The following is a 26,226-nucleotide window of genomic DNA, read 5'->3' as shown; positions in this document are numbered from 1 at the left end:
CCTTTTTATATCTACGTAAGTAAAATAATTACTTGCTAGATAGTGCGCCGAAACGCTTGTTGAAGCGATCAACACGACCACCAGTATCAACGATACGTTGCTTACCAGTGTAGAATGGGTGACATTTGTCACATACGTCTAGGTGAATTGAATCTTTCGCTAGCGTAGAGTTGAACTCAAATGTATTGCCGCAAGAACAAGTTGCTGTTACAGCTTTGTATTCTGGGTGGATACCAACTTTCATGGGAAACCTCAAATTTAGGCCGTGTCGCTATCCGAATCTTTGCCGGACACCACACGTAGTGAAAAAAATACCTGTGTTACCGCTTTTTACACTCAAAGGAGCAAATAAGCCATACCATCAAGGCGCAGTATAGTAATGAATAGTCGAGATTGAATCAACTAAAATTGCCACTTTTTTCGCCACCTTTAGGTGGCTTCATTCAGTTTATTCAATTAACTGTTTATCGAACCCAACATAGCTAGGTAGAATAGCCCTCTATTTTATCAATACCGATTTTACTATGCGCCCAAACGTTGCTCGTGTCGCACTACCCGTGCCACTAGATAAACAGTTCGACTACATTGTTCCTACTCACCTCTTTCCAGTGGTGGGAGGGCGCGTATCTGTGCCGTTTGGACGTCAAACACTCGTCGGTATTGTGACTCAGTTCAGTCATCAGTCGGACTTTCCCATTGACCAACTCAAGCCGATAAAAGCCGCGCTTGATAGCCGTCCGATTTGGTCACAACCTTTATACGAACTTATTACTTGGTGCAGCCTTTATTACCAGCACCCATTAGGCGATACGTTACACAACGCTCTACCGGCGGCGCTGAGAAAAGGCAAACCCGCTGAGTTTGCCACCACCGTTGAGTGGCAGTTGACAGAAGCGGGCAAAAATCAATTAATGCATGGTTTTGGCCGAGCCGTTAAACAAGCCAAAGCGATGCATTTTCTAGAAAGTGGCCCCTGTTCGCATCAAGCGCTATTAGATAATGACATCGGCAGCACAGTGCTAAAAACACTAGATGAGAAAGGTTGGGTTCGCTCTCATGAAAAACAGGCGCCAACGTTCAAGTGGCCAAGCGACTTGACCAATACTCCGCCCGACCTTCGACTCAATGAAGAACAAGCTATCGCGATTGCCTCGGTAAACAGCCAAACCGACTTTGGCTGCTACTTACTAGAAGGCGTGACAGGCTCTGGGAAAACAGAAGTCTATCTAAATATGATCAAACCCGTGCTTGAACGAGGCCAACAAGCTCTCGTACTGGTACCAGAAATTGGATTAACGCCACAAACGATAAACCGCTTTCGTAAGCGTTTTAATGTGCCCGTAGAAGTCATCCATTCAGGGCTTAATGATACCGAACGCTTAAATGCTTGGCTCAGCGCCAGAGATAAAGTCGCGGGTATTGTTATCGGCACACGCTCGGCATTACTCACGCCCTTTGCGGATCTTGGTATCATTATTGTTGATGAAGAACATGACACCTCTTATAAGCAGCAGGACAGCCTACGCTACCATGCCCGCGATGTGGCGGTTATGCGTGCCAACAAAGCACAGATCCCGATTATTCTTGGCTCTGCAACCCCGTCATTAGAAACGCTGCAAAATGCGTTAAGTGGTAAATACCACCACTTAGTATTGAGTCAACGTGCAGGGCTTGCGGTTCCCACCACTAATAAAGTAATCGATGTAAAAGGTCAGTATTTAGAAAGCGGGCTTTCCGCACCGTTGATTGCGCAATTGCGTCGCCATTTAAACGCTGGCAATCAAGTAATGCTGTTTCTCAATAGACGAGGCTTTAGCCCGGCTTTAATGTGCCATGAGTGTGGCTGGATCGCCGAATGCAAACGCTGTGATGCCTATTACACCTATCATCAGGCCAGCAATGAAATTCGTTGTCACCATTGCGGCTCCCAACACCCCGTTATCCACCAATGCCAAGGCTGCGGCTCGCATCAACTGGTTACAGTCGGTGTAGGCACTGAACAATTGGAATCTCAACTCGGCGAGCTGTTTCCTGAATACAAAACCATTCGAATTGATAGAGACAGTACGCGCCGAAAAGGCAGCCTTGAAGCAGCGCTAGATGCGATAAAGAAAAACGAATACCAAATCCTTATTGGTACGCAAATGCTGGCCAAAGGACACCACTTCCCCAACGTCACGCTCGTTGCGTTACTTGATGTAGACGGATCACTTTATAGCAGCGACTTTCGCGCGTCAGAGCGCTTAGCACAGCTATTTATTCAAGTGGCTGGACGAGCTGGGCGCGCCAGCAAACCAGGAGAAGTCTTACTGCAGACCCACCACCCCGATCACCCTTTACTGCAGTCATTACTCAACAAGGACTACCGACACTTTGCCGATACCGTTCTGCAAGAAAGAAAACAGGCACACCTGCCACCATTTAGCTTCCTTACGTTAATCCGTTGTGAAGCCAATAACCCCGCAGATGTGGAGACGTTTCTACGTCAGGTTCGCTACTCCCTTGAAGCGCATCCACTGTTTGATAATAGCTGCCTGGTACTGGGTCCAACCCCAGCCCCTATCGCCAAACGAGCGGGTAAGTCACGGTGGCAACTGATTTTGCAGGTACCGTCACGTAGCGTGATGCAAAACATCATTTCCAGTGCGAAGCCGGTGATCTCTCAATTACCATTAGCGAAAAAAGTGCGCTGGTCGATGGATATCGAGCCGCAAGACCTTAGCTAGACCATCGCAAACGTTTACTTTTAAAAATATCACCAGCTTTAGATGTGATACACTTCACAACTATGATGCAATTTCTGTTAAATGGACCGTAACTTTTTGTTTGGAAATGAATAATTTCCATTAATGCGTCATGATAATCAAGACCTGTTTATTCGCTTTGTTTATCCTAGCCATCCTAGTTAATTGACGACAATTCGTTGATTAAAAACTCAGTAAAATGGCATAACAAGAAAGATAACTTGAATAGCAAAGTGATGGCGAAAACCGCCAAAAAGTGCACTGAAAAGCAATCAGTGAAATAGGTATTTCATTAAATTAGCAAAACATGAGGAAAGTATTGTATGGCGACAATGAAGGATGTTGCCCAGCTTGCAGGGGTTTCTACCGCCACCGTTTCACGTGCACTAATGAACCCTGAAAAGGTCTCATCAAGTACGAGAAAGCGAGTGGAAGAGGCGGTATTAGAAGCTGGATATTCACCAAACTCCCTAGCTCGAAACCTGCGTCGTAACGAATCGAAAACCATCGTCACTATTGTACCTGATATATGCGACCCGTATTTTTCAGAGATCATCCGTGGTATTGAAGATGCAGCAATCGAGCATGGCTATTTAGTGCTATTGGGCGACAGTGGACAATCGCAAAAACGCGAAAACTCCTTTGTTAATTTGGTGTTCACCAAGCAAGCTGATGGCATGCTATTGCTCGGAACGGATCTTCCATTTGACATTAGTAAGCCAGAGCAAAAAAACCTCCCTCCCATTGTGATGGCGTGCGAATTTGCGCCTGAACTGGAGTTGCCAACGGTTCACATTGACAACCTGACGTCCGCTTTTGAGGCGGTGAACTACTTATCGCAACTGGGCCACAAGCGTATTGCGCAAATATCTGGACCCGACACCGCATTTTTGTGTCGCTTCCGACAACAAGGTTACCAACAGGCTCTGCGTCGCGCAGGCGTGCCAATGAACCCTTCTTACACCGTAAAAGGGGACTTTACCTTTGAAGCGGGCGCCAAGTCTGTTCGCACGTTATTAGCACTACCCGAGCCACCCACCGCTATTTTCTGTCACAACGACATTATGGCCATTGGCGCAATGCAAGAAGCCAAAAAGCTTGGCTTGCGCGTCCCGCAAGACTTATCCTTTGTCGGCTTTGATGATATTCAGTTCGCTCAATACTGCGATCCACCACTGACGACCATTTCACAGCCTAGATATGAAATTGGCCGTCAAGCCATGTATACCATGCTAGAAGTACTGCAAGGTGTAGACGTTAGAGCAGGCTCTCGCCTACTGGATACCGAACTTGTGATACGCGACAGTGCGGCTCCTCCAAGAATCATCTAACCAACCATTTGCTGACTTGCAAGTTGACCTCGTGGTATTTACCATGAGGTCAGTTATTTACTTCAACATTAGAAGTGTCATCAGTGGCAAACCGAGATTACGTTAGACGAGGCAAAGGTGCGAATACTGGCCGTCGTCCTGCAAAAAAGAAACCATCCGGCAAAAAACCATGGCGTAGCGGACTGCTTGCCATCATTTTGACGTGCGGATTTGGCTACGGCTTATATCTGCTCAATCAAGATCCCGAGCCAGCAAAGCCGACACCACCTGCGAAAACAGTCAGCAAGCCTAAAGCAAAGCAGGCCAAGCCTATCCCGCCGCCTCCTGAAGAAAAGTGGGATTACGTTGATACCCTGCCAAAGCGTGAAGTGGAAGTGAAAGCAAAAGAGCAAGTCGTCTCAGCTATCCCTTACATCATGCAGTGCGGCGCGTACAAAACTATGGCGCAAGCTGACGCTCGTAAATTGGATATCGCCTTCCAAGGTCTCTCTAGTAAGATCAGAAAGAAAGAGAACAGCAGTTGGTACCGCGTTGTCCTTGGGCCATACAAGCTCAAACGCGATGCCGAGCGAGATAAACACAAATTACAACGCGCTAAGATAGAGCCGTGCGCGATTTGGAAGGAAACGCAGTAGTTCTATGGTTCTATGGTTCTATGGTTCTATGGTTCTATGGTTCTATGGTTCTATGGTTCTATGGTTCTATGGTTCTATGGTTCTAACAAATCACGCTACGGTTTGAACTGCAAACCGTGATGAGCTAAAAAACCTAATCAAAAGTATCCCTCCCCCTGCTGGAGGGATGCTATAAACAGAACTATCACTCCTAATGAATAAACCAGCCGTTGCACACCGTAAATCACACTAACAAAAGGACCACAGGTCCATAGAACCATAGAACCGCTTTTCCAATAACCCCACCTCTTCCCTTGAAATTCATTTCGCTCGTCCGCATATCCATTTCATACTGGAAATAAAATCTAAAATTTATGAGGCATACACCGTGACTACTATTGTATCTGTACGTCGAAATAACAAAGTTGTGATTGCTGGTGATGGACAAGTGTCCCTTGGCAATACTGTAATGAAAGGCAATGCCCGTAAAGTTCGCCGCCTCTACAACGACAAGGTTCTTGCTGGCTTTGCTGGCAGCACTGCGGATGCCTTCACGCTATTTGAGCGCTTTGAAAGCAAGCTGCAAATGCACCAAGGCCATCTCACTAAGGCCGCGGTGGAACTGGCTAAAGATTGGCGTAGCGACCGCGCCTTACGTAAATTAGAAGCATTATTGGCGGTTGCCGATGAAACCGCCTCGCTTATCATCACTGGTAACGGCGATGTAGTTCAGCCAGAAAATGACCTTATTGCTATCGGCTCTGGTGGTAACTTTGCTCAAGCCTCAGCGATGGCTTTGCTTGAAAACACCGATCTTGATGCTCGCGAAATCGCGGAGAAGTCGCTCAAAATAGCGGGTGACATTTGCGTATTCACTAACCACAACCACACTATTGAAGAACTAGAAAGCGGCGAAAAGTAACGCCATAAAAACAAAAATAGTGTCCAATATTTGTAAGGAATAATGATGTCTGAAATGACCCCTCGTGAAATTGTTCACGAACTTAACCGCCATATTATTGGTCAAGATAACGCAAAGCGCTCAGTAGCGATTGCACTACGTAACCGCTGGCGTCGTATGCAGCTTGAAGAAAGTCTGCGTGTTGAAGTATCTCCAAAAAACATTCTGATGATCGGTCCTACCGGTGTCGGTAAAACCGAAATTGCTCGCCGTCTTGCAAAATTAGCCAACGCGCCTTTTATCAAGGTAGAAGCCACGAAATTTACCGAAGTGGGTTACGTGGGTAAGGAAGTCGAAACCATCATTCGTGATCTGACCGATGTGGCCATTAAGATGACTCATCAGCAGGCAATGGAAAAGGTGACATTCCGCGCCGAAGAACAAGCTGAAGAGCGTATTCTTGACGCCCTACTACCACCAGCACGCGATGCTTGGGGACAAAACGAACAACAAGACAACACCGCTTCCAATACTCGCCAAACGTTCCGTAAAAAACTGCGCGAAGGTAAGCTCGACGACAAAGAAATTGAAATTGATGTCGCAGCCTCGCAAATGGGCGTGGAAATCATGGCGCCTCCTGGTATGGAAGAAATGACCAACCAGCTACAGAGCATGTTCCAAAATCTAGGTGGCGATACCACTAAAAAGCGTAAGCTGAAAATCAAAGATGCCTTTAAAGCTCTAACTGAAGAAGAAGCGGCAAAACTGGTTAACCAAGAAGAGCTGAAAGAGCAATCCATCTATAACGTTGAAAACAATGGTATTGTTTTTATCGATGAGATCGACAAAATCTGTAAGCGCGGCGAAGCTTCAGGCCCTGACGTGTCACGTGAAGGGGTGCAACGAGACCTGCTTCCACTGATTGAAGGCAGCACGGTGTCAACTAAACACGGCATGGTAAAAACGGACCATATCCTATTTATTACCTCGGGCGCATTCCAAGTGGCTAAGCCATCTGATCTGATCCCTGAACTACAAGGCCGCTTGCCAATTCGTGTTGAACTTGAAGCACTAAGCAGCAACGACTTTAAACGTATCCTTACCGAGCCAAAAGCGTCGTTAACCGAGCAATATACCGCGCTAATGAAGACCGAAAACGTCGATGTTTCGTTTACCGAAGACGGCATCCAGCAAATTGCCGATGCGGCATGGAAGGTTAATGAAACCACAGAAAACATTGGTGCTCGCCGACTGCATACAGTAATGGAACGCTTAATGGATGAGATTTCATTCGATGCGACAGAAAAATCTGGCGCAAGCTTAGTCATTGACTCCGCTTACGTCACCTCACGCCTTGGCGAGTTTGTTGATGATGAAGATCTGAGCCGATTCATTCTTTAATCTCAAATATCGACCATGCGCACGGTATCTAAATTTATGTAGATCCTTGCAAGTGCAATAAATAATGGAGTGAGGTTAACGGCATACTGTTAACCTCACTTTTTATTTGTCGCTGAGAATTTGGTGCTCTGCCAAAATTGCGTATACTCCTTTGTACGCGTATCAGAAATAAGCAATTATGAATAAATCAGTCCAAATCTGGCTCGATGCAGCCCGACCAAAAACACTGCCCCTCGCTTTGGTTTCCATCGTCACTGGCAGTACCCTCGCCTTTTCAACGGGTAGCATGTCTTGGAGTATCGCCTTACTGGCGCTCGTCACCGCCACCTTGTTGCAAATACTGTCGAACTTAGCCAACGACTATGGCGATGCTGTTAAAGGGACAGACAACGAAAATCGCTTAGGACCGGTGCGTGCGATTCAATCTGGTGAAGTGACACAGCAAGAGATGAAAAAAGCCATCATCTTTAATATTGTGCTCACGGTATTCGCCGGTCTTGGGCTCATCTTTCACGCCTTAGATTCACTGCAAAACATTCTCGCCTTTATCGCCCTTGGCGTACTGGCCATCATTGCTGCCATTGCTTATACCGTTGGCAATAAGCCCTATGGCTATGTCGGCCTTGGGGACATCTCTGTTTTTATCTTTTTTGGCTTACTAGGCGTTTCTGGTACCTATTTTCTACACACAGGTCACATCGACTCGTTGTTAGCACTGCCAGCCATTGGCTGTGGGTTGCTCGCGGTCGCAGTGTTAAACGTCAATAATATGCGCGATATTGACAATGATAACGCATGTGGAAAGCGCACCGTGGCCGTTCGCTTGGGCGCACAACGAGCTAAGCGCTACCATACCTTGCTACTCAGCAGCGCCATCATTGCCTTTGCTCTGTATTTAATCGCCCAATCCCTGACACATTCTGCCCCGCTTTGGGTGATTCTGCCCTTTGCGCTGAGCGCTATCGTTGTTGGGCGCCATGCCAGTGCCGTATGGCGTGCCACTGAGCCTGCTCAGATCGCCCCCATGATGCCAGTCGTGGTAAAATGTTCACTTGTCACTAATATCTTGTTTTCTGGAATTGTTATAGCTCAAACTCTGATGACTTAATTGCGCCTTGTCATTGCATTGACTTAGTCACCCGATATACTCGAAACATACCCTTTGCTAACTGAACAGAAGAATCGCCATGGAATACAGTACTTCAGCACTATGTGATATCTACCTAGACCAAGTCGACGTGGTCGAACCTATGTTCAGCAATTTTGGCGGTCGTGCCTCCTTTGCTGGTCAAGTAACATCGGTAAAATGTTTTGAGGATAATGGCGTGATCCGCGACATCCTAGAGCAAGATGGCGTAGGTCGAATCCTATTAATCGATGGCGGTGGTTCACTGCGTAAAGCACTCATTGATGCAGAAATTGCAGCGCTGGCGGAAGATAACGAGTGGGAAGGCATCATTGTCTATGGCTGCGTCCGTGAAGTCGATGAACTTGAAGAGATGAACCTTGGCATACAAGCCCTAGCGTCTATCCCTGTTGGTGCGGCGCAGAGCGAAATTGGCGAGATTGACGTACCAGTTAACTTTGGTGGGGTAACCTTCCTACCGGAAGATTATGTGTACGCAGATAACACGGGGATCATCCTGTCTCAAGAGCCGCTTGATGTGAACTTAGAGATAGAAGAAAAAGACGCGGAAGAGTAAGCCGTAAAGCTAAGTACAAGCTCCCTGCCTACGCAGAAATGATAAAAATTGAATCAAAAAAAACGAGAGCACATCGCTCTCGTTTTTTATATCAGTCGAAACTAGCGGCTAATCTCTGTAGCAATAGCTAGTCGTCTCTTTAGCAATAACTAGTCGTTACCAAACAAATCTCGGGTGTATACCTTCTCAGCCACATCCTCAAGCTCTGGCAACATACGGTTAGAGATGATGACATCTGCCTCTTGCTTAAACGCAGCCACATCACGAATCACACGTGAATGGAAGAAATGTTCTTCTTCTAACACCGGCTCGTAAACAATCACTTCAATGCCTTTGGCTTTTAAACGCTTCATGATGCCTTGAATACTCGACGCACGGAAATTATCCGAGCCCGATTTCATGATCAAACGATACACGCCCACCACTTTTGGATTGCGCTTCATAATCGATTCAGCAACAAAGTCCTTGCGGGTACGGTTAGCGTCTACGATGGCGCCGATAATATTGTTTGGCACTTCTTGGTAGTTCGCTAGCAGCTGCTTGGTGTCTTTTGGCAGACAATAACCGCCATAACCAAACGAAGGATTACAGTAATGCCCGCCAATACGAGGGTCTAACGCCACCCCTTCAATGATTTGACGAGTATCTAAACCTGCCGCTTCTGCGTAAGAATCCAACTCATTAAAGTAAGCTACACGCATCGCAAGATAGGTGTTAGAAAACAGTTTTACCGCTTCCGCTTCCGTTGAGTCAGTAAACAGTACATCGATGTTTTCTTTCTGCGCGCCTTCAACCAGGAGATCAGCAAAGATTTTTGCGCGTTCACTGCGCTCACCAATGATAATTCGAGAAGGGTTCAAGTTATCAAACAGCGCACTGCCTTCACGCAAAAACTCTGGCGAGAAAATGATATTCTCGGAACCCAACTCTTCACGCACACGCACTGTGTAACCAACAGGCACCGTAGACTTAATCACGATAACCGCGCTCGGGTTCACCGCAAGCACATCTTTAATCACCGCTTCTACGGAACCAGTATTAAAGTAGTTAGTTTGAGGATCGTAATCCGTAGGCGTCGCGACAATCACATAATCGGCATTAGAGTAAGCCAATGTTTTATCCAACGTCGCGGTAAAATTCAAATCATCACGTTTGAGAAACGCCTCAATTTCAGTATCGACGATTGGAGACTGACCGTTACATAACAGCGCCACTTTTTCTTCATTAATATCGACCGCCACTACCTCATGATTTTGAGACAGCAACATCGCATTAGATAGGCCTACGTAGCCAGTTCCTGCAACAGCAATTTTCATTTGAGTTCTCTAATTTTAACCTGATTCGAAAATTCTATAGGTTGTCACTAATACTCGCAACCCAACACTCTTTAATCGTTATCAATTCATGTGTAATATATCCACAAGATGATTTAATTAGAAGAACAGAATGCTGATTGACTTGCTTTACGTTAGCTTTGTATCGTTAACTGCCCTATTCGTGTTAAGAAAATGGGCAAGGAAAATTGGCTTAATCGATATCAGTTCGGCACGAAAGCAACATACAGGGAAAGTCCCCCTCGTCGGTGGCATTGCCGTGTATATTGCCGTATCGCAATATTTATACTTAAAACCAGGCCTCATCCCTAACAGCAATCTCTTGCTGATATTACTTGGCGCACTTGTCATACTTGGTGCCCTTGATGATAAATATGACGTCAGTTTCAAGCTGCGCTTGTTAGTGCAGGCAGTCCTTGCGCTCTGCATGGTTTACTTCTCAGACCTTCAACTTAGAACCTTAGGTGACTTACTCTCTTTTGGTGATGTGAACCTCAGTCCATTTTTAGGGGTCTTCGTTACCGTTATCGCCGTCATTGGCGCTATCAATGCCTTTAATATGGTTGATGGTATTGATGGGCTTCTTGGTGGGTTGTCCATCGTTACTTTTAGCGGTTTAGCAATACTCATGTATGCCGATGGACAAAGCAGATTTGCCGCTCTCTGCCTTGTTTTTATTGCCGCGCTCATTCCTTATGTTGCTTTAAACTTGGGTTACTTTGAGAGGAAGCGAAAAGTGTTCATGGGTGATGCGGGAAGTATGATGATAGGCTTTTCTGTTGTTTGGTTACTTCTAGCCGCAAGCCAGGGCGAACCAAATACTTTAATGCAGCCTGTAACTGCCTTATGGCTTATCGCCATTCCTTTGATGGATATGGCAGCAGTTATGATAAGGCGAACAAAGAGAGGGGATTCGCCTTTCAAGCCTGATCGTGAGCACTTACACCATTTATTTCAGCGATGTGGGTATTCGTCTACTCAAACTTTAATGTTGATATGCTTATGTGCAAGTGTCTTTGCTGGTATAGGTATTACGGGGGAGTGGTTACAAATATCAGAGTCACTCATGTTTGTGCTATTTGTCATTTGCTTTATTTTATACCTAATTGCTTTGAATAAATTAGACAAACAAAACGGCAGAACCGATGACAAATTATAATTTTCACTTCTTAGTGCCATAAGAATATAACAGTCATGCACATGACTGTTATATTAGGACAAAAAAATCAAGCATAGCCATCAACACCACAATACTCTTGAAGTCTGCACTTACCCCTGTTGCGACCGATGCACACATCCCCTTGAAGCTTGGATGTGTTCATGATTCATCTCTTTTACTCATATTCAACTAGTTATATGTACGTGCGAGCCGCCCATTCCCGTTAAACTGATATGACACCGCACTAAATGGCACAAAAACCGACTCGCCAGCTTTCATAATCAAGGTCGTTCCAGCAGAACATATCTGAATATCCCCTTCAATACAGAACACGATTTCTGCCCCTCGGACAAACAACGTTTTTACGTTAGGTTCGGCATGAAGTATATCAAAAGCAAAATCATCAATCGGTACAGGGAAGTTTACTCGATCTTCCCTATTGATGGGAGACAGTTTTAATTGCTCTGGATCAATCGGTTCAAAGCAAGTATTCGCTGTAAGCTCGGGGACATCAATGTGTTTTGCAGTTAGACCTGCACGAAGAACGTTGTCAGAGTTCGCCATGATTTCGAGCGCAGTACCTTGCATATAGGCATGAGGCGTTTCAGCGTGCAAGAACATCGCCTCTCCTGGCTCTAGTTCCACGATATTGAGGGTCAGTGGCGCTAAAATACCAATATCATCCGGATAATGTTCTGCGAAACTATGGCTATAGATAAGAGCTTCTTGAGCCATCGCCGATAAACCTGAACGACCAAAAGCAGCCTTAACTTCACTTAGCGCCGTTGCTTTTCTCTTTCCAGAAAGGGTCATCAGTGAGGTAAAGAACTTTTGTAGCCCATCAGCCGTCGGCATAGCTTTTAGCGAAGAAAGTTCAGAATAAAGCGTTGAGAGGTGAACCTCTTCAAACAGCGCAAGAATATGCTCTATCGGTCTAAAACCGTTCATCGCTTTATAGCACGTTAGCGCATACACCAATTCAGGCTTATGGTTGGGATCTTTGTAATTACGCTTCGCAGCGTCAAGTGCAATACCCTGTTCATTTTCTCGCTCAAAGCCACGCTCTGAATTGGCTTTATTCGGATGAACCTGGATTGAAAGTGGTCGATGAGCAGCAAGTACTTTAAACAAGAAGGGTAATTCACCATACCGCGCAGCAGTATAACTCCCTAATACTAAGTTCTTGTTTTGGCTAATATAGTCAGCCAACAAAATATCTGTTTGCTCAAGCCTCGAGCATCCATTAGGATGTGCCCCCATCCAAAGCTCTGCTTGCGGTTTGTTCTCGATATTTTCAAATCCGAACAATTCAGACATAGCAGTAATACTGCCCCAAGCGTAATTTTGAATACAATTGGTAAGCTTAAAAATTGCCATTAATTGTTACCAGTCACTCACGTTAATACACTGAATGTTTAGCAGTACTTGCTCAACTAACTGCTGAGCTTTCTCTCCCGTTGATGACTCCGCATAACAACGTAGCTCTGGCGCGTTACCAGAAGGACGTAAATGAATAATATCATTACTCTCTAGCGTAATACGCAGACCGTCAGTAGTATCAACGCTCACTATAGCCACACCATCAAATCCCAGAGCATCAACTAAACGCTGCTCTTGCCCAGAAGCCATGGCAATGATTTCCCGACTTTTTTCAGTAGCAAAGTTCTGAATACGGTCACTATCTGTATAGCGAGGCTTTAGCGCTTTAACCAACTCAGCTATTCCAGTGTCTTTTGCTAGTGACAAAAGCATCAGCCCAGGCAATACGGCATCACGCGTAGGCAACGCTTTTAGTACCTTACCATTGACTTCAACATCACTTCCAAGCAAAAAGCCACCATTGGCTTCAAAGCCAGCGATACTTTGGTGGCTTTTCGTCAGTTCGTTAAATGCTTCTATCACATATGGAGAACCTATTTTGGTTCTAGTGATAGTTTTAAATTGTGGTGACAAATCAATCACCGTGTTACAGCTCACTGGCAATGCGAGTGCTTCTATCTTCATCGCTTCTGCGCAAAGCAAGCCAAGAATATCTCCTCGCAGCCACTCTCCGTTTTCATCAGCGACCAGAGGTCTATCACCGTCACCATCGGTTGAAAAAATAAAATCTAAACTATGCTCTTTTGACCATGCTCTTGCTTTTTCCTTGTCAACTTCAGCAACTGCTTCGGTATCGATAGGCACAAACTCATCGGTGCGTTCCAACGATATAACCTCAGCACCTAACGCCTCGAAAAGCCCTTGATACCAATCTCGACCAGCACTAGAGTGCTCATAAATACCGATTCGTTTACCATTAAGTAAGTATTTATCAAAGAGTTCGGTATACCTTTGGACATACTGTTCTGCTGCACGATTTGAAGTTTTTAGGGCTTGTAGTATTGGCGCGTCAAATTCCATTTCGGCATTAAGAATCATTTTCTCATCAGCCTTGGTTATCTCACCATCGGGACGATAGAACTTAATACCATTACGATCAAAAGGAATATGACTGCCAGTTATCATGATGCAAGGAATAGAATCTTGCATCGCAGAGAATGCGAGTGCTGGCGTCGGGATCACCCCATAATAGACAGCTTCGAGCCCCATAGCGTTGATGGCGGCAATAGTTGCTTGAGCCATTGCAGGACTGCTTGGACGGTTATCAATAGCGACTGCGACAGTTTGAAAATCAAAACGCTCTTTAATACCTCCGAGAAATGCATGCGCAAATGCAGCACAAACTTTTGGGGTAAACTGCTCGACCAAACCACGCGCACCACTGGTACCAAACTGAATACCAGACCCGGCAATCACCTCATTCGAAACTAACATTGATTACCTCTTTAAAAACTGTGGGATCTTTGAGACATTCTTAATCAGCAGTGCCGACGGCCAAAAAAGCTGATTATTTTTTAATGCTTGAATGTCTTCTTTGGTTTTTTTAATAATGTTCACTAAACTACCATTACTAGCACCGCCGAAACGCATTTTAGTCACAACCTTAGGCAAGTAACTAGCCGTCACATTATTGCTCCATAAATAACGAAGCAGTGAATCATAATCAGCAGCAATTTTAAGTTCTAAATCGAACACGCCATACTTAAGGTATAAATCTCTTTTCATAAAAAAAGTAGGATGCGGTGGCATCCAGCCAGAACGCAGTTTTTGCTGGTCGAACTCTCCAGATATCCATTTACGGATGACTTTTGAAGTATCATCTTTTGACACATACTCTAAATCAGCATACACCGCTTCAGTGCCTTCATGTTCCAGCGTTTCAACCAACTCCTTAATCGCATCAGGGTATGCCAACAAGTCGTCAGAATGCAAGAAGCCAACAATGTCGCCTGTTGCCGCATTTATACCTTTATTCAAGGCATCATAAATACCCTTATCTTCTTCAGATACGATAGTCGCCACTCTATTACTGTTTGCTTCTATAATTGATAAAGTATTGTCAGTTGAGCCACCATCGATAATAATATATTCAATATCCGCGTAAGTTTGCTCATTCAAAGATTGAAGCGTATCCAGCACTGTATCGCTACTATTGTAAGTCGCCGTGATTATTGAAACCTTCATCAATAACCAACCCCATACTCTTCTAAACGTACGATATCGTCTTCTTCTAAATAACTTCCAGAACGCACTTCGATAAGATGAAGATCAACTTTTCCTGGATTTTCTATGCGGTGCGCGGCTCCAAGAGGTATATAGGTCGATTCATTCTCACTCAACAAGTAGCTTTTATCGCCGTTACTGACTTTTGCAGTCCCCTGTACGACTACCCAATGTTCAGCCCGATGATGGTGCAGTTGAAGTGCGGTTCTTTCTCCTGGCTTAACGCGCAAGTGTTTTACATGATATCGGTTACCCTGGGCAATTTCGTCATGTGACCCCCACGGTCTGTACACCTCTCGATGTTGAAGCGCTTCACTTCTACCATTTTTTTTCAAGGCATTGACGATGCTCTTTACGTCTTGAACCTTGTCTTTATCAGCGACCAAAATAGCATCTTTGGTTTCCACAACAACAAGGTTACTAACGCCAACAGTAGATACGAGCTTATTTTGAGCGTATATGTAACTATCCCGTGTCTGCTCTGTCAGCACATCACCTTTTGTGACATTGCCATCTGAGTTCTTAGCGGAAACTTCCCATAAAGCGCTAAACGAGCCAACATCGCTCCATCCTGCATCCATAGGAACCACAAGAGCACTATTGGTTTTTTCCATCACAGCATAATCCACCGATTCATCTGGGCAAGCTGAAAAAGCTTCTTCATCAAGTCGAGTAAAGTCCAGATCATGTCGCGCTCCATTTATCGCTGCTTCACAAGCATGATAAATATCGGGACGAAAGGCTTTTAATTCCTGTAAGTAACGAGAGGCTCTAAATAGGAACATGCCACTATTCCAATAATACTCCCCACTATCTAAATAGGATTGCGCCGTTTCTAGATCGGGCTTTTCCACAAACTGATCCACTTTAAAAGCCTTGCCACATCGCTGACCTTGCTTAATGTAACCATAGCCTGTTTCTGGTTTACTGGGCACGATACCAAAAGTAATGAGGTTGCCCTCTTTTGCTGGGGAAATCGCCTGCTCGACAGAATCAATAAATGCTGCAGGATCTTGAATCACATGATCTGCAGCTAAAACCAATAGCAATGGGTCCCCGTCTCGCTGAACCGCCTGAAGCGCGGCAAGAGCAATAGCCGGTGCGGTATTACGACCCACAGGTTCAAGGATGATACCTTCGCACTCAACGTTTTGTTGACGAAGCTGTTCTGCCACTAAAAATCGATGCTCGTCATTGCAAATTATTATCGGGGCAGAATGTTCGACACCATCGAGACGCTTTATCGTCTCCTGAAGCATGGTCAAATCGCTTGCTAGGCTAATAAACTGCTTTGGGAAAAGGCTACGAGAAAGTGGCCAAAGACGACTTCCTGAGCCGCCAGCCATAATTACTGGAAGTATCATATTATTACCTTTCGGGTATTAAGCCATGTACACGCTCGATGCATATTACTGATATTTTCAGGATATGCTCAGTTGTATAAAATTGAGTGACGTCGCTTGCGAACTCACACTGTTCTCTGTTGGTAAAAACAGATAGGAAGAGTGCTCTCTGCTACGCTGATTACAAATCGAAAGTATCATTCTAGCGAAAGTAAGCTTTAGTATTCTCATGGACTTGATCAGAGCTTAGTAAATCAGAGACATCCCACCAACGATAGTCACAGTGCTGCTCGGTGGGTAAGTCAGAAATATCGCCATTCCAAGCGACCTTATAACCGAGAACAACATAATGTGTAGAGAACGCTTCTCCGCTGAAGTTATCGTGATATAAATGCTCATAAGGACCCAAAAATTGAGCTTGGGAGAGCGCATAGCGCTGTCCCAATTCTGCTTCAGACAAACGACCAAACGCTATTTCAAAGCGCTCATCCTTGAGAATCCGACCACCAGGGACAAACCAATACCCTTTTGCTGGTCTATTATTGCGGTAGCCAAGTAATACTTGCCCAGAATCATTGGTTACCACCATATCCATTGAAATCAGAGGTGTAGAAGCAACGACTGATTTAAAAATATCAAACTCTAACATCACTACTTTCTGAAATCATTTTGATTGTCTAAAAACCACTGATAGGTTTTCTGGAGACCTTCTTCAAGTTCAACGTCATAAGTCCAGCCTAAACTTGCGAGCCTAGATACATTCATCAACTTACGCGGTGCACCGTCTGGCTTAGAAGTATCAAATGTAATGGTTCCTTTATAACCAATCACATTTGCAACGGTTTCCACCAACTCTCGAATCGTGCAATCGACTCCAGTACCAACATTAATATGACTTAACATTGGTTCTGTATTTTCTGAGTAAGTTTTGTCGTCCAAATTCATGACAAAGATAGACGCTGCCGCCATATCATCCACATGCAAGAATTCGCGCATAGGTGTGCCACTTCCCCAAGCGATAACCTCGGCGTCATCGTTCAATTTTGCTTCATGAAAACGGCGTAACAACGCTGGAATAACATGCGAATTCTTAGGGTGGAAATTATCATTTTCACCGTAAAGGTTAGTTGGCATAACACTGCGATAGTTTCGACCATATTGACGGTTGTAACTCTCACACATTTTAATACCAGCGATTTTTGCGACAGCATAAGGCTCATTGGTCGGCTCTAGAGTACCAGTCAACAACGCGCTTTCGCTCATAGGTTGCGCTGCTAATTTAGGGTAAATACAAGAAGAACCCAAAAACAGTAAATCTTGAATGCCACCTAAATGAGCACCATGAATAATGTTATTTTGAATGGTAAGATTTTCAAAAATGAACTCAGCAGGGTAAGTATTATTACCGACAATACCGCCCACTTTAGCTGCGGCCAAGTAGACTTGGTCAATATCATTTTTTTGGAAAAACTCATAGACCTCTTGCTGATTCAGCAAGTCTAACTCGTCACGAGTACGAGTAATAAGCTGATACCCACCCAGTGCTTCAAGTTGCCTTAATATCGCACTACCAACCATTCCGCGATGGCCCGCCACAAAGACACGCTTTTTCATTACTTCCGTCATAATGCTTAACTTTCCAGGGAAATAGACACATCAAAACCATGCTGCTTCAAGATTACGTGCTGCTTTGCTTTTACCACATCGGCTTGAACCATCTCAGAGCACATCTCTTCTACAGTAATCTCTGGCACCCAACCTAGTTTTTCTTTTGCTTTTGTTGGATCGCCAAGTAGTGTTTCAACTTCTGCAGGACGGAAGAACTTAGGATTAACCTTAACAATAACATCGCCAACGGTCACAGCCGGTGCTTTGTCTGCATCAACTTTTATAACAGTCGCGATTTCATCAACACCTTCACCGGTGAATTCTAGCTCAATACCGGCTTCCTTCGCTGACATACGCACAAACTCTCGTACCGAAATTTGCTTGCCCGTTGCAATAACAAAATCGTCCGCGATATCTTGTTGAAGCATCATCCATTGCATACGAACATAATCTCTAGCATGCCCCCAGTCACGCAACGCATCCATATTGCCGAGTTCTAATGATCTTTCTAGACCTTGCGATATATTTGCCAAAGTTCGGGTGATCTTACGGGTAACAAACGTTTCACCCCGGCGAGGTGACTCATGGTTAAATAAAATACCATTACACGCATACATGCCATACGACTCACGGTAGTTTACCGTGATCCAGTAGGCGTACATTTTTGCTACCGCATAAGGAGAGCGAGGGTGAAAAGGTGTGGTTTCACGCTGAGGGATCTCTTTTACCTCTCCGTAAAGCTCAGACGTTGATGCCTGATAAAAACGAGTTTTCTTTTCTAAACCATTAATACGAATCGCTTCTAATAACCGCATGGTCCCCATACCATCAACATCTGCAACGTATTCAGGTGATTCAAAAGAAACTGCGACATGCGACATCGCACCAAGATTATAAATTTCATCTGGTTGAATTTCTTTCACTAGACGAATAAGGTTTGAAGAATCGGTTAAATCTCCATAGTGCAAATGTACGTTATCCGATTGTGCGATCACTGAGTCAATACGCTCAGTATTAAAAGAAGAAGCGCGACGAATAATCCCATGAACTTCATAGCCTTTTTCAACCAATAGTTCAGCTAAATACGAGCCATCTTGGCCAGTAATTCCCGTAATTAATGCTATTTTTTGCATTCTTCGTACCCTATGATTCTTTATATATTTTAAGCCACTTTTCACAAACAATTTGTTCAGAGAAATTACGTTGTATGTGTTCTCGACCCAATCTGCCCATATGTTGACGCTGCTCGTGACTCAAGCCCATAAACTTTACAATTGATCCTGCCATCATATCCGTATCAAATGCTTTTGCCAAATAGCCGTTCAGACCATGTTGAACGATGTCTGCAACCCCAGAATTATCGAACGCAACAACTGCGGTTTCACATGCGAGACTTTCTGCGGCAACTTGACCAAAAGCTTCTTTCCGAGAAGGCACAATAGTCAGGTCTGCACTACTATAAACGGCGGCCATAGTACTCCGTTCTGAAACATGACCAAGCTCAAACGCCTCATAGCCATTTAACATATAGGCGCCGGCGGTTTGCCCCCCAAAAGTGACAAGTAAGATATCACTAAAATCTACAGAGTCTTTCAATAAGTTGAGTGTAGCAACCAGTAAATCACTACCTTTGATGACACTCCCTCCTCCTATGGCTCCAAACAACAAAACGAATCTGTTTTCGGGAATACCAAGGTACCTTCTACACTCACTTTTTTCCGTTTTGTGAAAAACGTCTAAGTTAATGGTATTAGGAACTAAGTGAACATTCGACTTAGAAAGTAGAAAACTGTCTTTCGCCATTTCAACTAAATAGCGAGAAGGGGCCGTTATGACCACGCCAGGAGAAGACAAATACGGTATGAGTTTTTTCTTTAAAGAAAAGATAAGCCGATCAATATCAGCTAGTCTAGTTGTAACTTGCTTTGGTTCATAGCCTTGCTTATAACGATTACTGCCAATCAAGTCGTAATGTTCAGAACCGCAAAAAAGCCACTCATCGTGTAAAGTGAAAACCACTTTTGTGTCGCATCTATTTCGTAGGATAAACAAAAGCTGACTAAGTGAAATAGTTTCATTGTTAATCCAATGAAAATGGATAATATCACTTCCTTCCCTTAATTTATCGACTACATGAGAGCTTCCAAAAATGTTAAGAGAATGCTTAATATTATTCTTAGATCTCTGTAACTTACTGAACAAAAGTGCAAGAATTCTCTTTATAAAATGTAGCTTAGATTCAAAAAAACTAGGACCTTCCGAGAGAGAATCGCCCCTGTTTTTTTCGGCAACAACAAACCGTATATTAACATCCTGTCTTTTTCTTAAACTACTTACTAACTGGCTAACAGCTATTGCCGCCCCACCTCTAGAATCTGAAAAATTTACAATAGTGATCCTTGTCATATTAACTCTACATACTGCCTAACTTGACAGTCATCTTTTTGTTTAATCGAATACTCCGTTGCACCCTCAACAAGTTTCATGAACAAACTTTGATCGATGGAGGTAATCAAGGATTCTAACTCAGAGTCATTTACAGGTGAAAATACTAAACCATTTCGCCCATTATCAATTAAATCAACAGAACCACATCGATCAGAGACAATCACAGGGGTATTATAATTTAAAGACTCTTCAACAACTAACCCCCAAGGCTCTTGTAAGCTTGGCAACAATAGAAAGTCATGACTAGCGAAATAAGCACCTAATGCGTTATTATCTACCGCACCTTTAAATTCTATATTTTTCTCAGCAACAGCTCTCAACATATTATCGTCTTCGCCGACTCCAATAATTGTAAGGTGAAAGCTTGGCAAATCATTAAATAAATCAACTAAAGCTGATACGTTTTTAACCGGGGTAAGCCTTCCTATATACAAGAACCTCCGGCCATAATTATCTTTTAACAAATTAGTTCTCAAAGATGCTGATATATCATTAACAATACCCACACCTAAGGTTTTTTTGACAACCCCTGAATAATTAAGACTACTCAACAGATCTATATGAAGTTGACCTGATGCAAATACTGATGATATTCGAGATAGAAAAAACCTTTTAATAGAACCTCTATAACCATTAATGGAAGAGTCTAAAATAGTGGACTCAAGAGATAGGCAGTTATTATGCTTTCTAGAGGACATAGTAGACAGCCAAAATTCAGGTAAGTCCCAACCACCAACAATAATTTTGTTAAATTCTATTGACGCCATCAAACGTAATAGCTTCCAACATGTCTTAAATACATTTCTATTCTGAAAGCTACCATTATGAAGCAGAGAGTAAGAAAATCTTGATTGACGTAGGATGTTAAAGTCATCAGATCTTTTTTCATTAGTATCAGCCCCAATAAATATCACATGGATATTGAGGTAATTTGATAATCTATTGTAAAGATTAACTTTATAAAATACAGGCAGATGAGTGACAATAAGATAATCAAACATACTAAAAAAACCACCTTAAAGAGCACACTCCTAAAATATTTATAGAAGCCACTCTAGAAAACTCAATCACGGGTGAAGAAAATCCATCAGAATAATAGGTTATATTCAGACATATAAACAGACAACCAAAATGGTGAGAAAACAAGTAAACCATCACTGCAAAATCCGAAAACCATTACTATGTCATTCTGTATATTTTTAACATCTGTAATAACATTTTTATATTATACTTTAACAGTGTCCAATAGTTGACTAATGAAAGAACCCAACTAGGTGCCAATTTATGTTTTCTTTTAATCGCATCATATTCTTTGTAAATATCTAATTCACGATTATTTCCTAATCCGTCAGCTCGCCACTGGGCCAAAATGACATTTTGTAGCTTAACGCGCGGAAAATCATGATATGCACGTAACAAATGTTCATAGTCCATGCAAAATTTATTATTCACATCAAATAACCCATAATCTTCGAAGAATTTTTTATGAGTCAGTAGTCCTTGATGAGGTAGTGACATCCGGAACAGTAGTGAAGTTTTAGAAAAGTGATTCATTTGATTCGAAATAAACAATACCGCTCCATCTTCACTGACCCTTGCTATACGGCAGCCCACCAGTAGATCGAGTTTTGGATCCACCTCCATCATGGCCTTATCTAAAGAGTCTTTTTCCCAGAAACCATCACCATCGCCTTGAAAGTTAATGTATGTCCCCCTGGCCGCTTTAACCCCCTTATTAAAAGCATCACTTATTCCTTTATCAGGCTCGCTAATATAGTAACTAATTCTACGTCGATATTTTGATATAATATCGATTGTACCATCAGAGCTTCCACCATCGATAACAATAACTTCTAAATTTTGATAGGTTTGGTTAAAAATCGATACTAGCGTACTTTCTAGATTCACCTGACCATTGTATACCGCAATAATTACTGATACTAATGGGCAGGTTGATTCCGATGGTTTTATACTCATAGAACAATTATGACTCTGATTAAGATTTATTTTCACTTGATTTTTCCAACACGTAGAGATAAAAGCTTTTTGTATCGCTTAGCAACAACCAAAGCACCACATGATAATTATCAGCTAGAAGTCCTGACAAATATCCCTAACCTGACAGCATAAAATCAAATCCCATTTTTTTTCATTGCTTCTACAATTAGGGAGAACCATATAAAACTAGCTATAAATCCAAGAACTGATACCTTTAAAGTTTATACCACCCATTTTAACAATTTCATGAGCACTTCATTTATAAAACGCAAATGCATTAAGCGCTTTATAATAGACCCTATGCCTTTACTATTAATCAATGTAAATAAACTTAAGTTTCCACCAGAAGATGAATCTGTAAATATACTTTTCATTGCTTCCTTATGTTTTTCAGGTGCCGCAGACGACAAACCTGTTCCAATTTGTCTATATTTAACACCATTAGAGCCACTAAAATAAAAATCACAGACTTTAGCTAACTTTAACTTATGCTCCCAGTCTTCATATAGGCTTCTTTTTTCATTGAAAGTACCGACTTTATCAATAATTTCCCTGCTAATTAATAAATCCCGTCCAAATGGTATCGAACGATACAGCATTTTTTCAAATATATCACCTTCATGTAAGGTCGCCCAGTGTATAACTTTATAGAGGTATTTAAGGTCCTCATCAACAATATATGTATTAGAGAAAGCGATTACATCTCTCCCTTTTCCTGAGTTACCAGTAACAACTGCCACTTCCTTTTCTATCTTATCAAGATAGTAAATATCATCTGAATCTAATGTGGAAATATATTCCCCTTTACTAACTTTAATACCAAGATTCCTAGAGAAAGAAACCCCCATATTCTTATCGTTCACAACATATTTGAAATTTTCATATCTATTGGAAAAACCCTCAAGAATTCTAATCGAATCATCAGTAGAGAAGTCATCAACAACAATTATCTCTATATTTTTATATGTTTGATTAATCACACTTGAAATCGAATCGCTTAAAAACCTCTCATTATTGTAATTGGGGATAACAACAGAAACCAAAGGACTACATTTACTTATCATTGACACTATCCATAATCATCACTTCTTAATCTTAAATATTTCTTTCGATGAGTTAACGAAAAACACCATATAAGAAAACAATACAAAGATAACAGCGAACAATAAAAAAACCTCATTCCCTGTAACTAACCAACCTATCATAGGTACATAAGATGAGAATCTAAAATCTGCTCTAAAAAGAAATTCCATAAATGAAACTCTTTTATTAAAATCATTAGCTTTGCTCTTTCTTACGTGTTCTTTCAACACTTTACCTGCTAATATCTTAGTTAGAAGCAATGAGTCCAGATATAAAAACAACACTGAATACAATACAAAGTAAACCATACTATTTAGACTTGAATCTGTATTGACAAGCGTTAAGAACACATAAAAAAACAGAATAACAAATACCAACCTATCTGAAAGCAAATCTAATATAGCTCCTACAGGAGACGCCATATTTAATTTTCTTGCCACGTAACCATCAGCTATATCTGCACCTGCAAAAACATATAGCCCAACTCCTGTATAAACATTACTGCCAGTTAAACAACTTACAACCAAACCAATTAAAAATGCAGTTAAACCAAAACATGTAATAACATTTGGAGTGATGCTTTTGTAATTCTTAGCTAGCGTATACAAAATAGAATACACAGGGAAGAATATAATAGCTATCAATAAGTCAACTTTTAGTTTTTTTAGGTCATCCTGAACCATATCAGAATTAAACATTAACCAATCCTCTTATAATAATATTTACATTATTATATTACTTGCTTATAGACATTGCTTTTACAATGTCTATAACATCGTGCAATGCTCCTTCGATGTCATCTAACATTTTGGAGTCCAACATCGCCAACTTGTGTTTTATTTCTGTCGTAGAAATATCTTCTGTCCTCGGTAAATAAACCACCTTACAATAATCACTAAGAAAATCGAACTTCCCTTCCCAATCGTTTCCCATAGCGAAAACATCTGCTTGGTATCGATTTATATCTTCAAGTTTCTGCTCCCAGTTATGCTCAGGGAATACATCGTCAACGTATTTACAAGCGGCCACTATTTCCGCTCTTTCTTCATAAGAAAAGAAAGATTTTTTTCCTTTTATTTTATTAAACTCATCAGAGGAAAGGCCTACCACTAGTCTACCCCCTAGTTCACTTAACCGTTTCAATAAGCGAACATGGCCCACATGGAATAAGTCGAACGTCCCATATGTAATCACTGTTATCATTTTTATTAACCTATAATTTAGAAATATATCAGAACCATTGCATGAACATCTCCGTCACGTAAGGCTTACGAGAACATTACTCCAGTAGTTCTCATCCATAGCGCTGCTCATCCGTTTACGTTTAAGTCTACCTGTAACTATGCTTCCCATCTTTGATAAGCTCAAAGACATTTTATCCGTCTCACGGCCCCAGGTAAGATCGCAAACGCTGTTGAACTAACCGGTAGACGAATTGACGATCATTTATATATGTGTTCATATCTCGTAAAATTCATGCATACTCTTGCTACATAGGGCTGAAAGCTAATCAAAAATATCATCTCTGACCGATAGGAAAATCGCATCAACATAATAAATCATTGATATTATTAAGTACTAAATATTCTTACGAACTTAACTAATCTGAAAGTTCAAATTTTCAGCTAGTAGAACTTTTTAATATGCCATCTCCCCTTCCGACATGGGTATGCTCGCGGATTCCCCCTGGCTCTGGGCTCTGGGCTCTGGGCTCTGGGCTCTGGGCTCTGGGCTCTGGGCTCTGGGCTCTACATCCAGTGGACTAATTACTATAAATACAAATCAAGTGCGACTTAAATCAGAAACAATATTAATAATTGCATTTTCTTGACTTGACTCACTAAATTCGTTCATCATTTTACTTCTACCATTAATTCCAAATAAAATAGCTTTATCTTCGTTACTAAGTAGTTCTTTAATCTTAATGACAAAGTCATCGCTATCATTAGGTTCACATAAGTAACCTGTCTCGTTATGAATTATAGACTCCGGAATCCCTCCTGCATTTGAAGCAACACAAGGTAAAGAGAACGACATTGCTTCGACGATAGCAATACCATGACTTTCAACATAACTTGGATGAAATAAAATTGAAGCTTGCTGATAGATTTCGCTCATATTATGTCTCAGACCACATAATTCGATGTGCTCTGAAAGACCATCTTTAATAACCTGCTCATTTAAAGTAGTCAATAAAGGCCCTTCTCCCACCCAAATAAATCTTACATTTTCTGTTGTTTTTACAATTTCCTTCGCAACTTTGTACCACGTGAATGGGTTCTTGTAATCATTAAGGTGACCGACACTAAGAACTACCTTGCATAATTTAGTATCGGCTATCGAAGGACTTATCGGCGCAGAGTTATAAATGACATCTATAAATTTGGGGTCAATCAGCATGTTCGCATTAATTTTACTCTTTGCGTATTGGGAGACTGTTATAAACCGCTTTTTTTTACTGACAAATAACTTTACTAGTTTATCCATAAAACTTACTTTAATCGTAGCTGGATTGGGGCAAGTATGAAGGAAGTAAATTAAGGGTGAAGAAAAGAAGAATAGCCCACTAAAAAGACGAGGAGTTCCTATCGTTGCAAGAATAACTTTAGGCTTGCATATACACCGTAATAGAAAATATGCATATACATCATATAATACTGAAAAATAGGTTTTCTTAAATATATCACTTCTTGTTGGAAGCTTTAACAACTGAATATTTCTATCTTCACAATAATCAAGAAGACGACTATCCAGTTGCTGCTTTTGGATCACCAATAGTGTTTGAAAATCATTTTGGTAATAGTAATCAAGGAGCTTAAGGAGAAAACTACGCGTTCCACCCATACCGCCAACACTATCTACAAAAACAACAAATTTATTCGTATCATTCTTAAGCATCTTAAACCTTAATATAAATAATATTGCAACTGTATTTATCTCTAAGTACTGCTACAGT

Annotated in this window: 24 protein-coding genes; 8 read left to right on the top strand and 16 right to left on the bottom strand. The window is 42.1% G+C overall.

Going from position 1 to position 26,226, the window contains the following annotated elements:
- Nucleotides 1-28 precede the first annotated feature (28 nt).
- A complete protein-coding gene (rpmE, locus tag L4D74_RS18905; protein WP_265676727.1) occupies nucleotides 29-244 on the bottom strand; it encodes a 50S ribosomal protein L31 in 216 nt (71 codons plus the stop codon).
- Between the two features lie 280 nt (nucleotides 245-524).
- Between rpmE and priA the strand changes: the two genes are divergently transcribed.
- From priA to rraA, 7 genes are all read left to right on the top strand, one after another.
- Nucleotides 525-2,726, top strand: a complete 2,202-nt coding sequence (gene priA / locus L4D74_RS18900; protein WP_428753983.1) for a primosomal protein N' — start codon at nucleotides 525-527, stop codon at nucleotides 2,724-2,726.
- 341 nt (nucleotides 2,727-3,067) lie between these two features.
- The gene (cytR, locus tag L4D74_RS18895) at nucleotides 3,068-4,075 is read left to right on the top strand and encodes a DNA-binding transcriptional regulator CytR (protein ID WP_428753981.1); all 1,008 of its coding nucleotides are present in this window, start codon (nucleotides 3,068-3,070) and stop codon (nucleotides 4,073-4,075) included.
- A gap of 83 nt (nucleotides 4,076-4,158) precedes the next feature.
- Complete coding sequence (locus L4D74_RS18890; RefSeq protein ID WP_428753979.1) at nucleotides 4,159-4,710, top strand: SPOR domain-containing protein; 552 nt, start codon at nucleotides 4,159-4,161, stop codon at nucleotides 4,708-4,710.
- A gap of 367 nt (nucleotides 4,711-5,077) precedes the next feature.
- Nucleotides 5,078-5,611 carry an ATP-dependent protease subunit HslV gene (gene hslV, locus L4D74_RS18885; protein WP_428753977.1) on the top strand — a complete coding sequence of 178 codons (534 nt, stop codon included), beginning with the start codon at nucleotides 5,078-5,080 and terminating at the stop codon, nucleotides 5,609-5,611.
- A 45-nt stretch (nucleotides 5,612-5,656) separates the two neighbouring features.
- Nucleotides 5,657-6,991, top strand: coding sequence for an ATP-dependent protease ATPase subunit HslU (gene hslU / locus L4D74_RS18880; RefSeq protein ID WP_428754067.1), 1,335 nt, complete (start codon nucleotides 5,657-5,659; stop codon nucleotides 6,989-6,991).
- 178 nt (nucleotides 6,992-7,169) lie between these two features.
- Nucleotides 7,170-8,099, top strand: a complete 930-nt coding sequence (locus L4D74_RS18875) for a 1,4-dihydroxy-2-naphthoate polyprenyltransferase (protein WP_428753975.1) — start codon at nucleotides 7,170-7,172, stop codon at nucleotides 8,097-8,099.
- A gap of 79 nt (nucleotides 8,100-8,178) precedes the next feature.
- Nucleotides 8,179-8,694: a ribonuclease E activity regulator RraA gene (gene rraA, locus L4D74_RS18870; RefSeq protein WP_428753974.1), complete on the top strand. Its 516-nt coding sequence runs from the start codon at nucleotides 8,179-8,181 to the stop codon at nucleotides 8,692-8,694.
- A gap of 149 nt (nucleotides 8,695-8,843) precedes the next feature.
- Here rraA and L4D74_RS18865 read toward each other — a convergent pair whose 3' ends face one another.
- A complete protein-coding gene (locus L4D74_RS18865) occupies nucleotides 8,844-10,010 on the bottom strand; it encodes a nucleotide sugar dehydrogenase (protein WP_428753973.1) in 1,167 nt (388 codons plus the stop codon).
- Between the two features lie 130 nt (nucleotides 10,011-10,140).
- On the opposite strand from L4D74_RS18865, the gene wecA reads away from it, so the two are divergent.
- Nucleotides 10,141-11,187 (top strand): UDP-N-acetylglucosamine--undecaprenyl-phosphate N-acetylglucosaminephosphotransferase, encoded by a 1,047-nt coding sequence (wecA, locus tag L4D74_RS18860; protein ID WP_428753972.1) that lies wholly within the window; start codon nucleotides 10,141-10,143, stop codon nucleotides 11,185-11,187.
- 189 nt (nucleotides 11,188-11,376) lie between these two features.
- On the opposite strand, the gene manA is transcribed toward wecA, so the two are convergent.
- The 14 genes from manA to L4D74_RS18790 form a co-directional block, all read right to left on the bottom strand.
- Nucleotides 11,377-12,564, bottom strand: coding sequence for a mannose-6-phosphate isomerase, class I (manA, locus tag L4D74_RS18855; RefSeq protein ID WP_428753971.1), 1,188 nt, complete (start codon nucleotides 12,562-12,564; stop codon nucleotides 11,377-11,379).
- A 6-nt stretch (nucleotides 12,565-12,570) separates the two neighbouring features.
- On the bottom strand, nucleotides 12,571-14,001 hold the full coding sequence (locus tag L4D74_RS18850; RefSeq protein ID WP_428753969.1) for a phosphomannomutase: 1,431 nt from the start codon (nucleotides 13,999-14,001) through the stop codon (nucleotides 12,571-12,573).
- Between the two features lie 3 nt (nucleotides 14,002-14,004).
- Nucleotides 14,005-14,751 (bottom strand): glycosyltransferase family 2 protein, encoded by a 747-nt coding sequence (locus L4D74_RS18845; protein WP_428753968.1) that lies wholly within the window; start codon nucleotides 14,749-14,751, stop codon nucleotides 14,005-14,007.
- On the bottom strand, nucleotides 14,751-16,154 hold the full coding sequence (locus L4D74_RS18840; RefSeq protein WP_428753966.1) for a mannose-1-phosphate guanylyltransferase/mannose-6-phosphate isomerase: 1,404 nt from the start codon (nucleotides 16,152-16,154) through the stop codon (nucleotides 14,751-14,753). The genes L4D74_RS18845 and L4D74_RS18840 overlap by 1 nt, the downstream gene beginning before the upstream one ends.
- Before the next feature lie 181 nt (nucleotides 16,155-16,335).
- Nucleotides 16,336-16,782 carry a GDP-mannose mannosyl hydrolase gene (locus L4D74_RS18835; RefSeq protein ID WP_428753964.1) on the bottom strand — a complete coding sequence of 149 codons (447 nt, stop codon included), beginning with the start codon at nucleotides 16,780-16,782 and terminating at the stop codon, nucleotides 16,336-16,338.
- A gap of 2 nt (nucleotides 16,783-16,784) precedes the next feature.
- A complete protein-coding gene (gene fcl / locus L4D74_RS18830; RefSeq protein ID WP_428753963.1) occupies nucleotides 16,785-17,747 on the bottom strand; it encodes a GDP-L-fucose synthase in 963 nt (320 codons plus the stop codon).
- A gap of 17 nt (nucleotides 17,748-17,764) precedes the next feature.
- Nucleotides 17,765-18,874 (bottom strand): GDP-mannose 4,6-dehydratase, encoded by a 1,110-nt coding sequence (gene gmd / locus L4D74_RS18825; protein WP_428753961.1) that lies wholly within the window; start codon nucleotides 18,872-18,874, stop codon nucleotides 17,765-17,767.
- A 10-nt stretch (nucleotides 18,875-18,884) separates the two neighbouring features.
- On the bottom strand, nucleotides 18,885-20,147 hold the full coding sequence (locus tag L4D74_RS18820; protein ID WP_428753960.1) for a glycosyltransferase: 1,263 nt from the start codon (nucleotides 20,145-20,147) through the stop codon (nucleotides 18,885-18,887).
- Nucleotides 20,144-21,190, bottom strand: a complete 1,047-nt coding sequence (locus L4D74_RS18815; protein ID WP_428753958.1) for a glycosyltransferase family 4 protein — start codon at nucleotides 21,188-21,190, stop codon at nucleotides 20,144-20,146. The genes L4D74_RS18820 and L4D74_RS18815 overlap by 4 nt, the downstream gene beginning before the upstream one ends.
- 178 nt (nucleotides 21,191-21,368) lie before the next feature.
- Nucleotides 21,369-22,202 carry a glycosyltransferase family 2 protein gene (locus L4D74_RS18810; RefSeq protein WP_428753957.1) on the bottom strand — a complete coding sequence of 278 codons (834 nt, stop codon included), beginning with the start codon at nucleotides 22,200-22,202 and terminating at the stop codon, nucleotides 21,369-21,371.
- 206 nt (nucleotides 22,203-22,408) lie between these two features.
- Nucleotides 22,409-23,251 carry a glycosyltransferase family 2 protein gene (locus tag L4D74_RS18805; protein WP_428753955.1) on the bottom strand — a complete coding sequence of 281 codons (843 nt, stop codon included), beginning with the start codon at nucleotides 23,249-23,251 and terminating at the stop codon, nucleotides 22,409-22,411.
- A gap of 18 nt (nucleotides 23,252-23,269) precedes the next feature.
- Nucleotides 23,270-23,968, bottom strand: a complete 699-nt coding sequence (locus L4D74_RS18800; RefSeq protein WP_428753953.1) for a CDP-alcohol phosphatidyltransferase family protein — start codon at nucleotides 23,966-23,968, stop codon at nucleotides 23,270-23,272.
- A gap of 37 nt (nucleotides 23,969-24,005) precedes the next feature.
- Nucleotides 24,006-24,473, bottom strand: a complete 468-nt coding sequence (tagD, locus tag L4D74_RS18795) for a glycerol-3-phosphate cytidylyltransferase (protein ID WP_428753952.1) — start codon at nucleotides 24,471-24,473, stop codon at nucleotides 24,006-24,008.
- A gap of 579 nt (nucleotides 24,474-25,052) precedes the next feature.
- Nucleotides 25,053-26,168, bottom strand: a complete 1,116-nt coding sequence (locus L4D74_RS18790) for a glycosyltransferase (RefSeq protein ID WP_428753951.1) — start codon at nucleotides 26,166-26,168, stop codon at nucleotides 25,053-25,055.
- Nucleotides 26,169-26,226 lie beyond the last annotated feature (58 nt).

The organism is Vibrio cionasavignyae (assembly GCF_050337155.1).
Taxonomy (GTDB): Bacteria; Pseudomonadota; Gammaproteobacteria; order Enterobacterales; family Vibrionaceae; genus Vibrio; species Vibrio nomapromontoriensis.
This window is presented reverse-complemented; position numbering and strand designations above follow the sequence as displayed.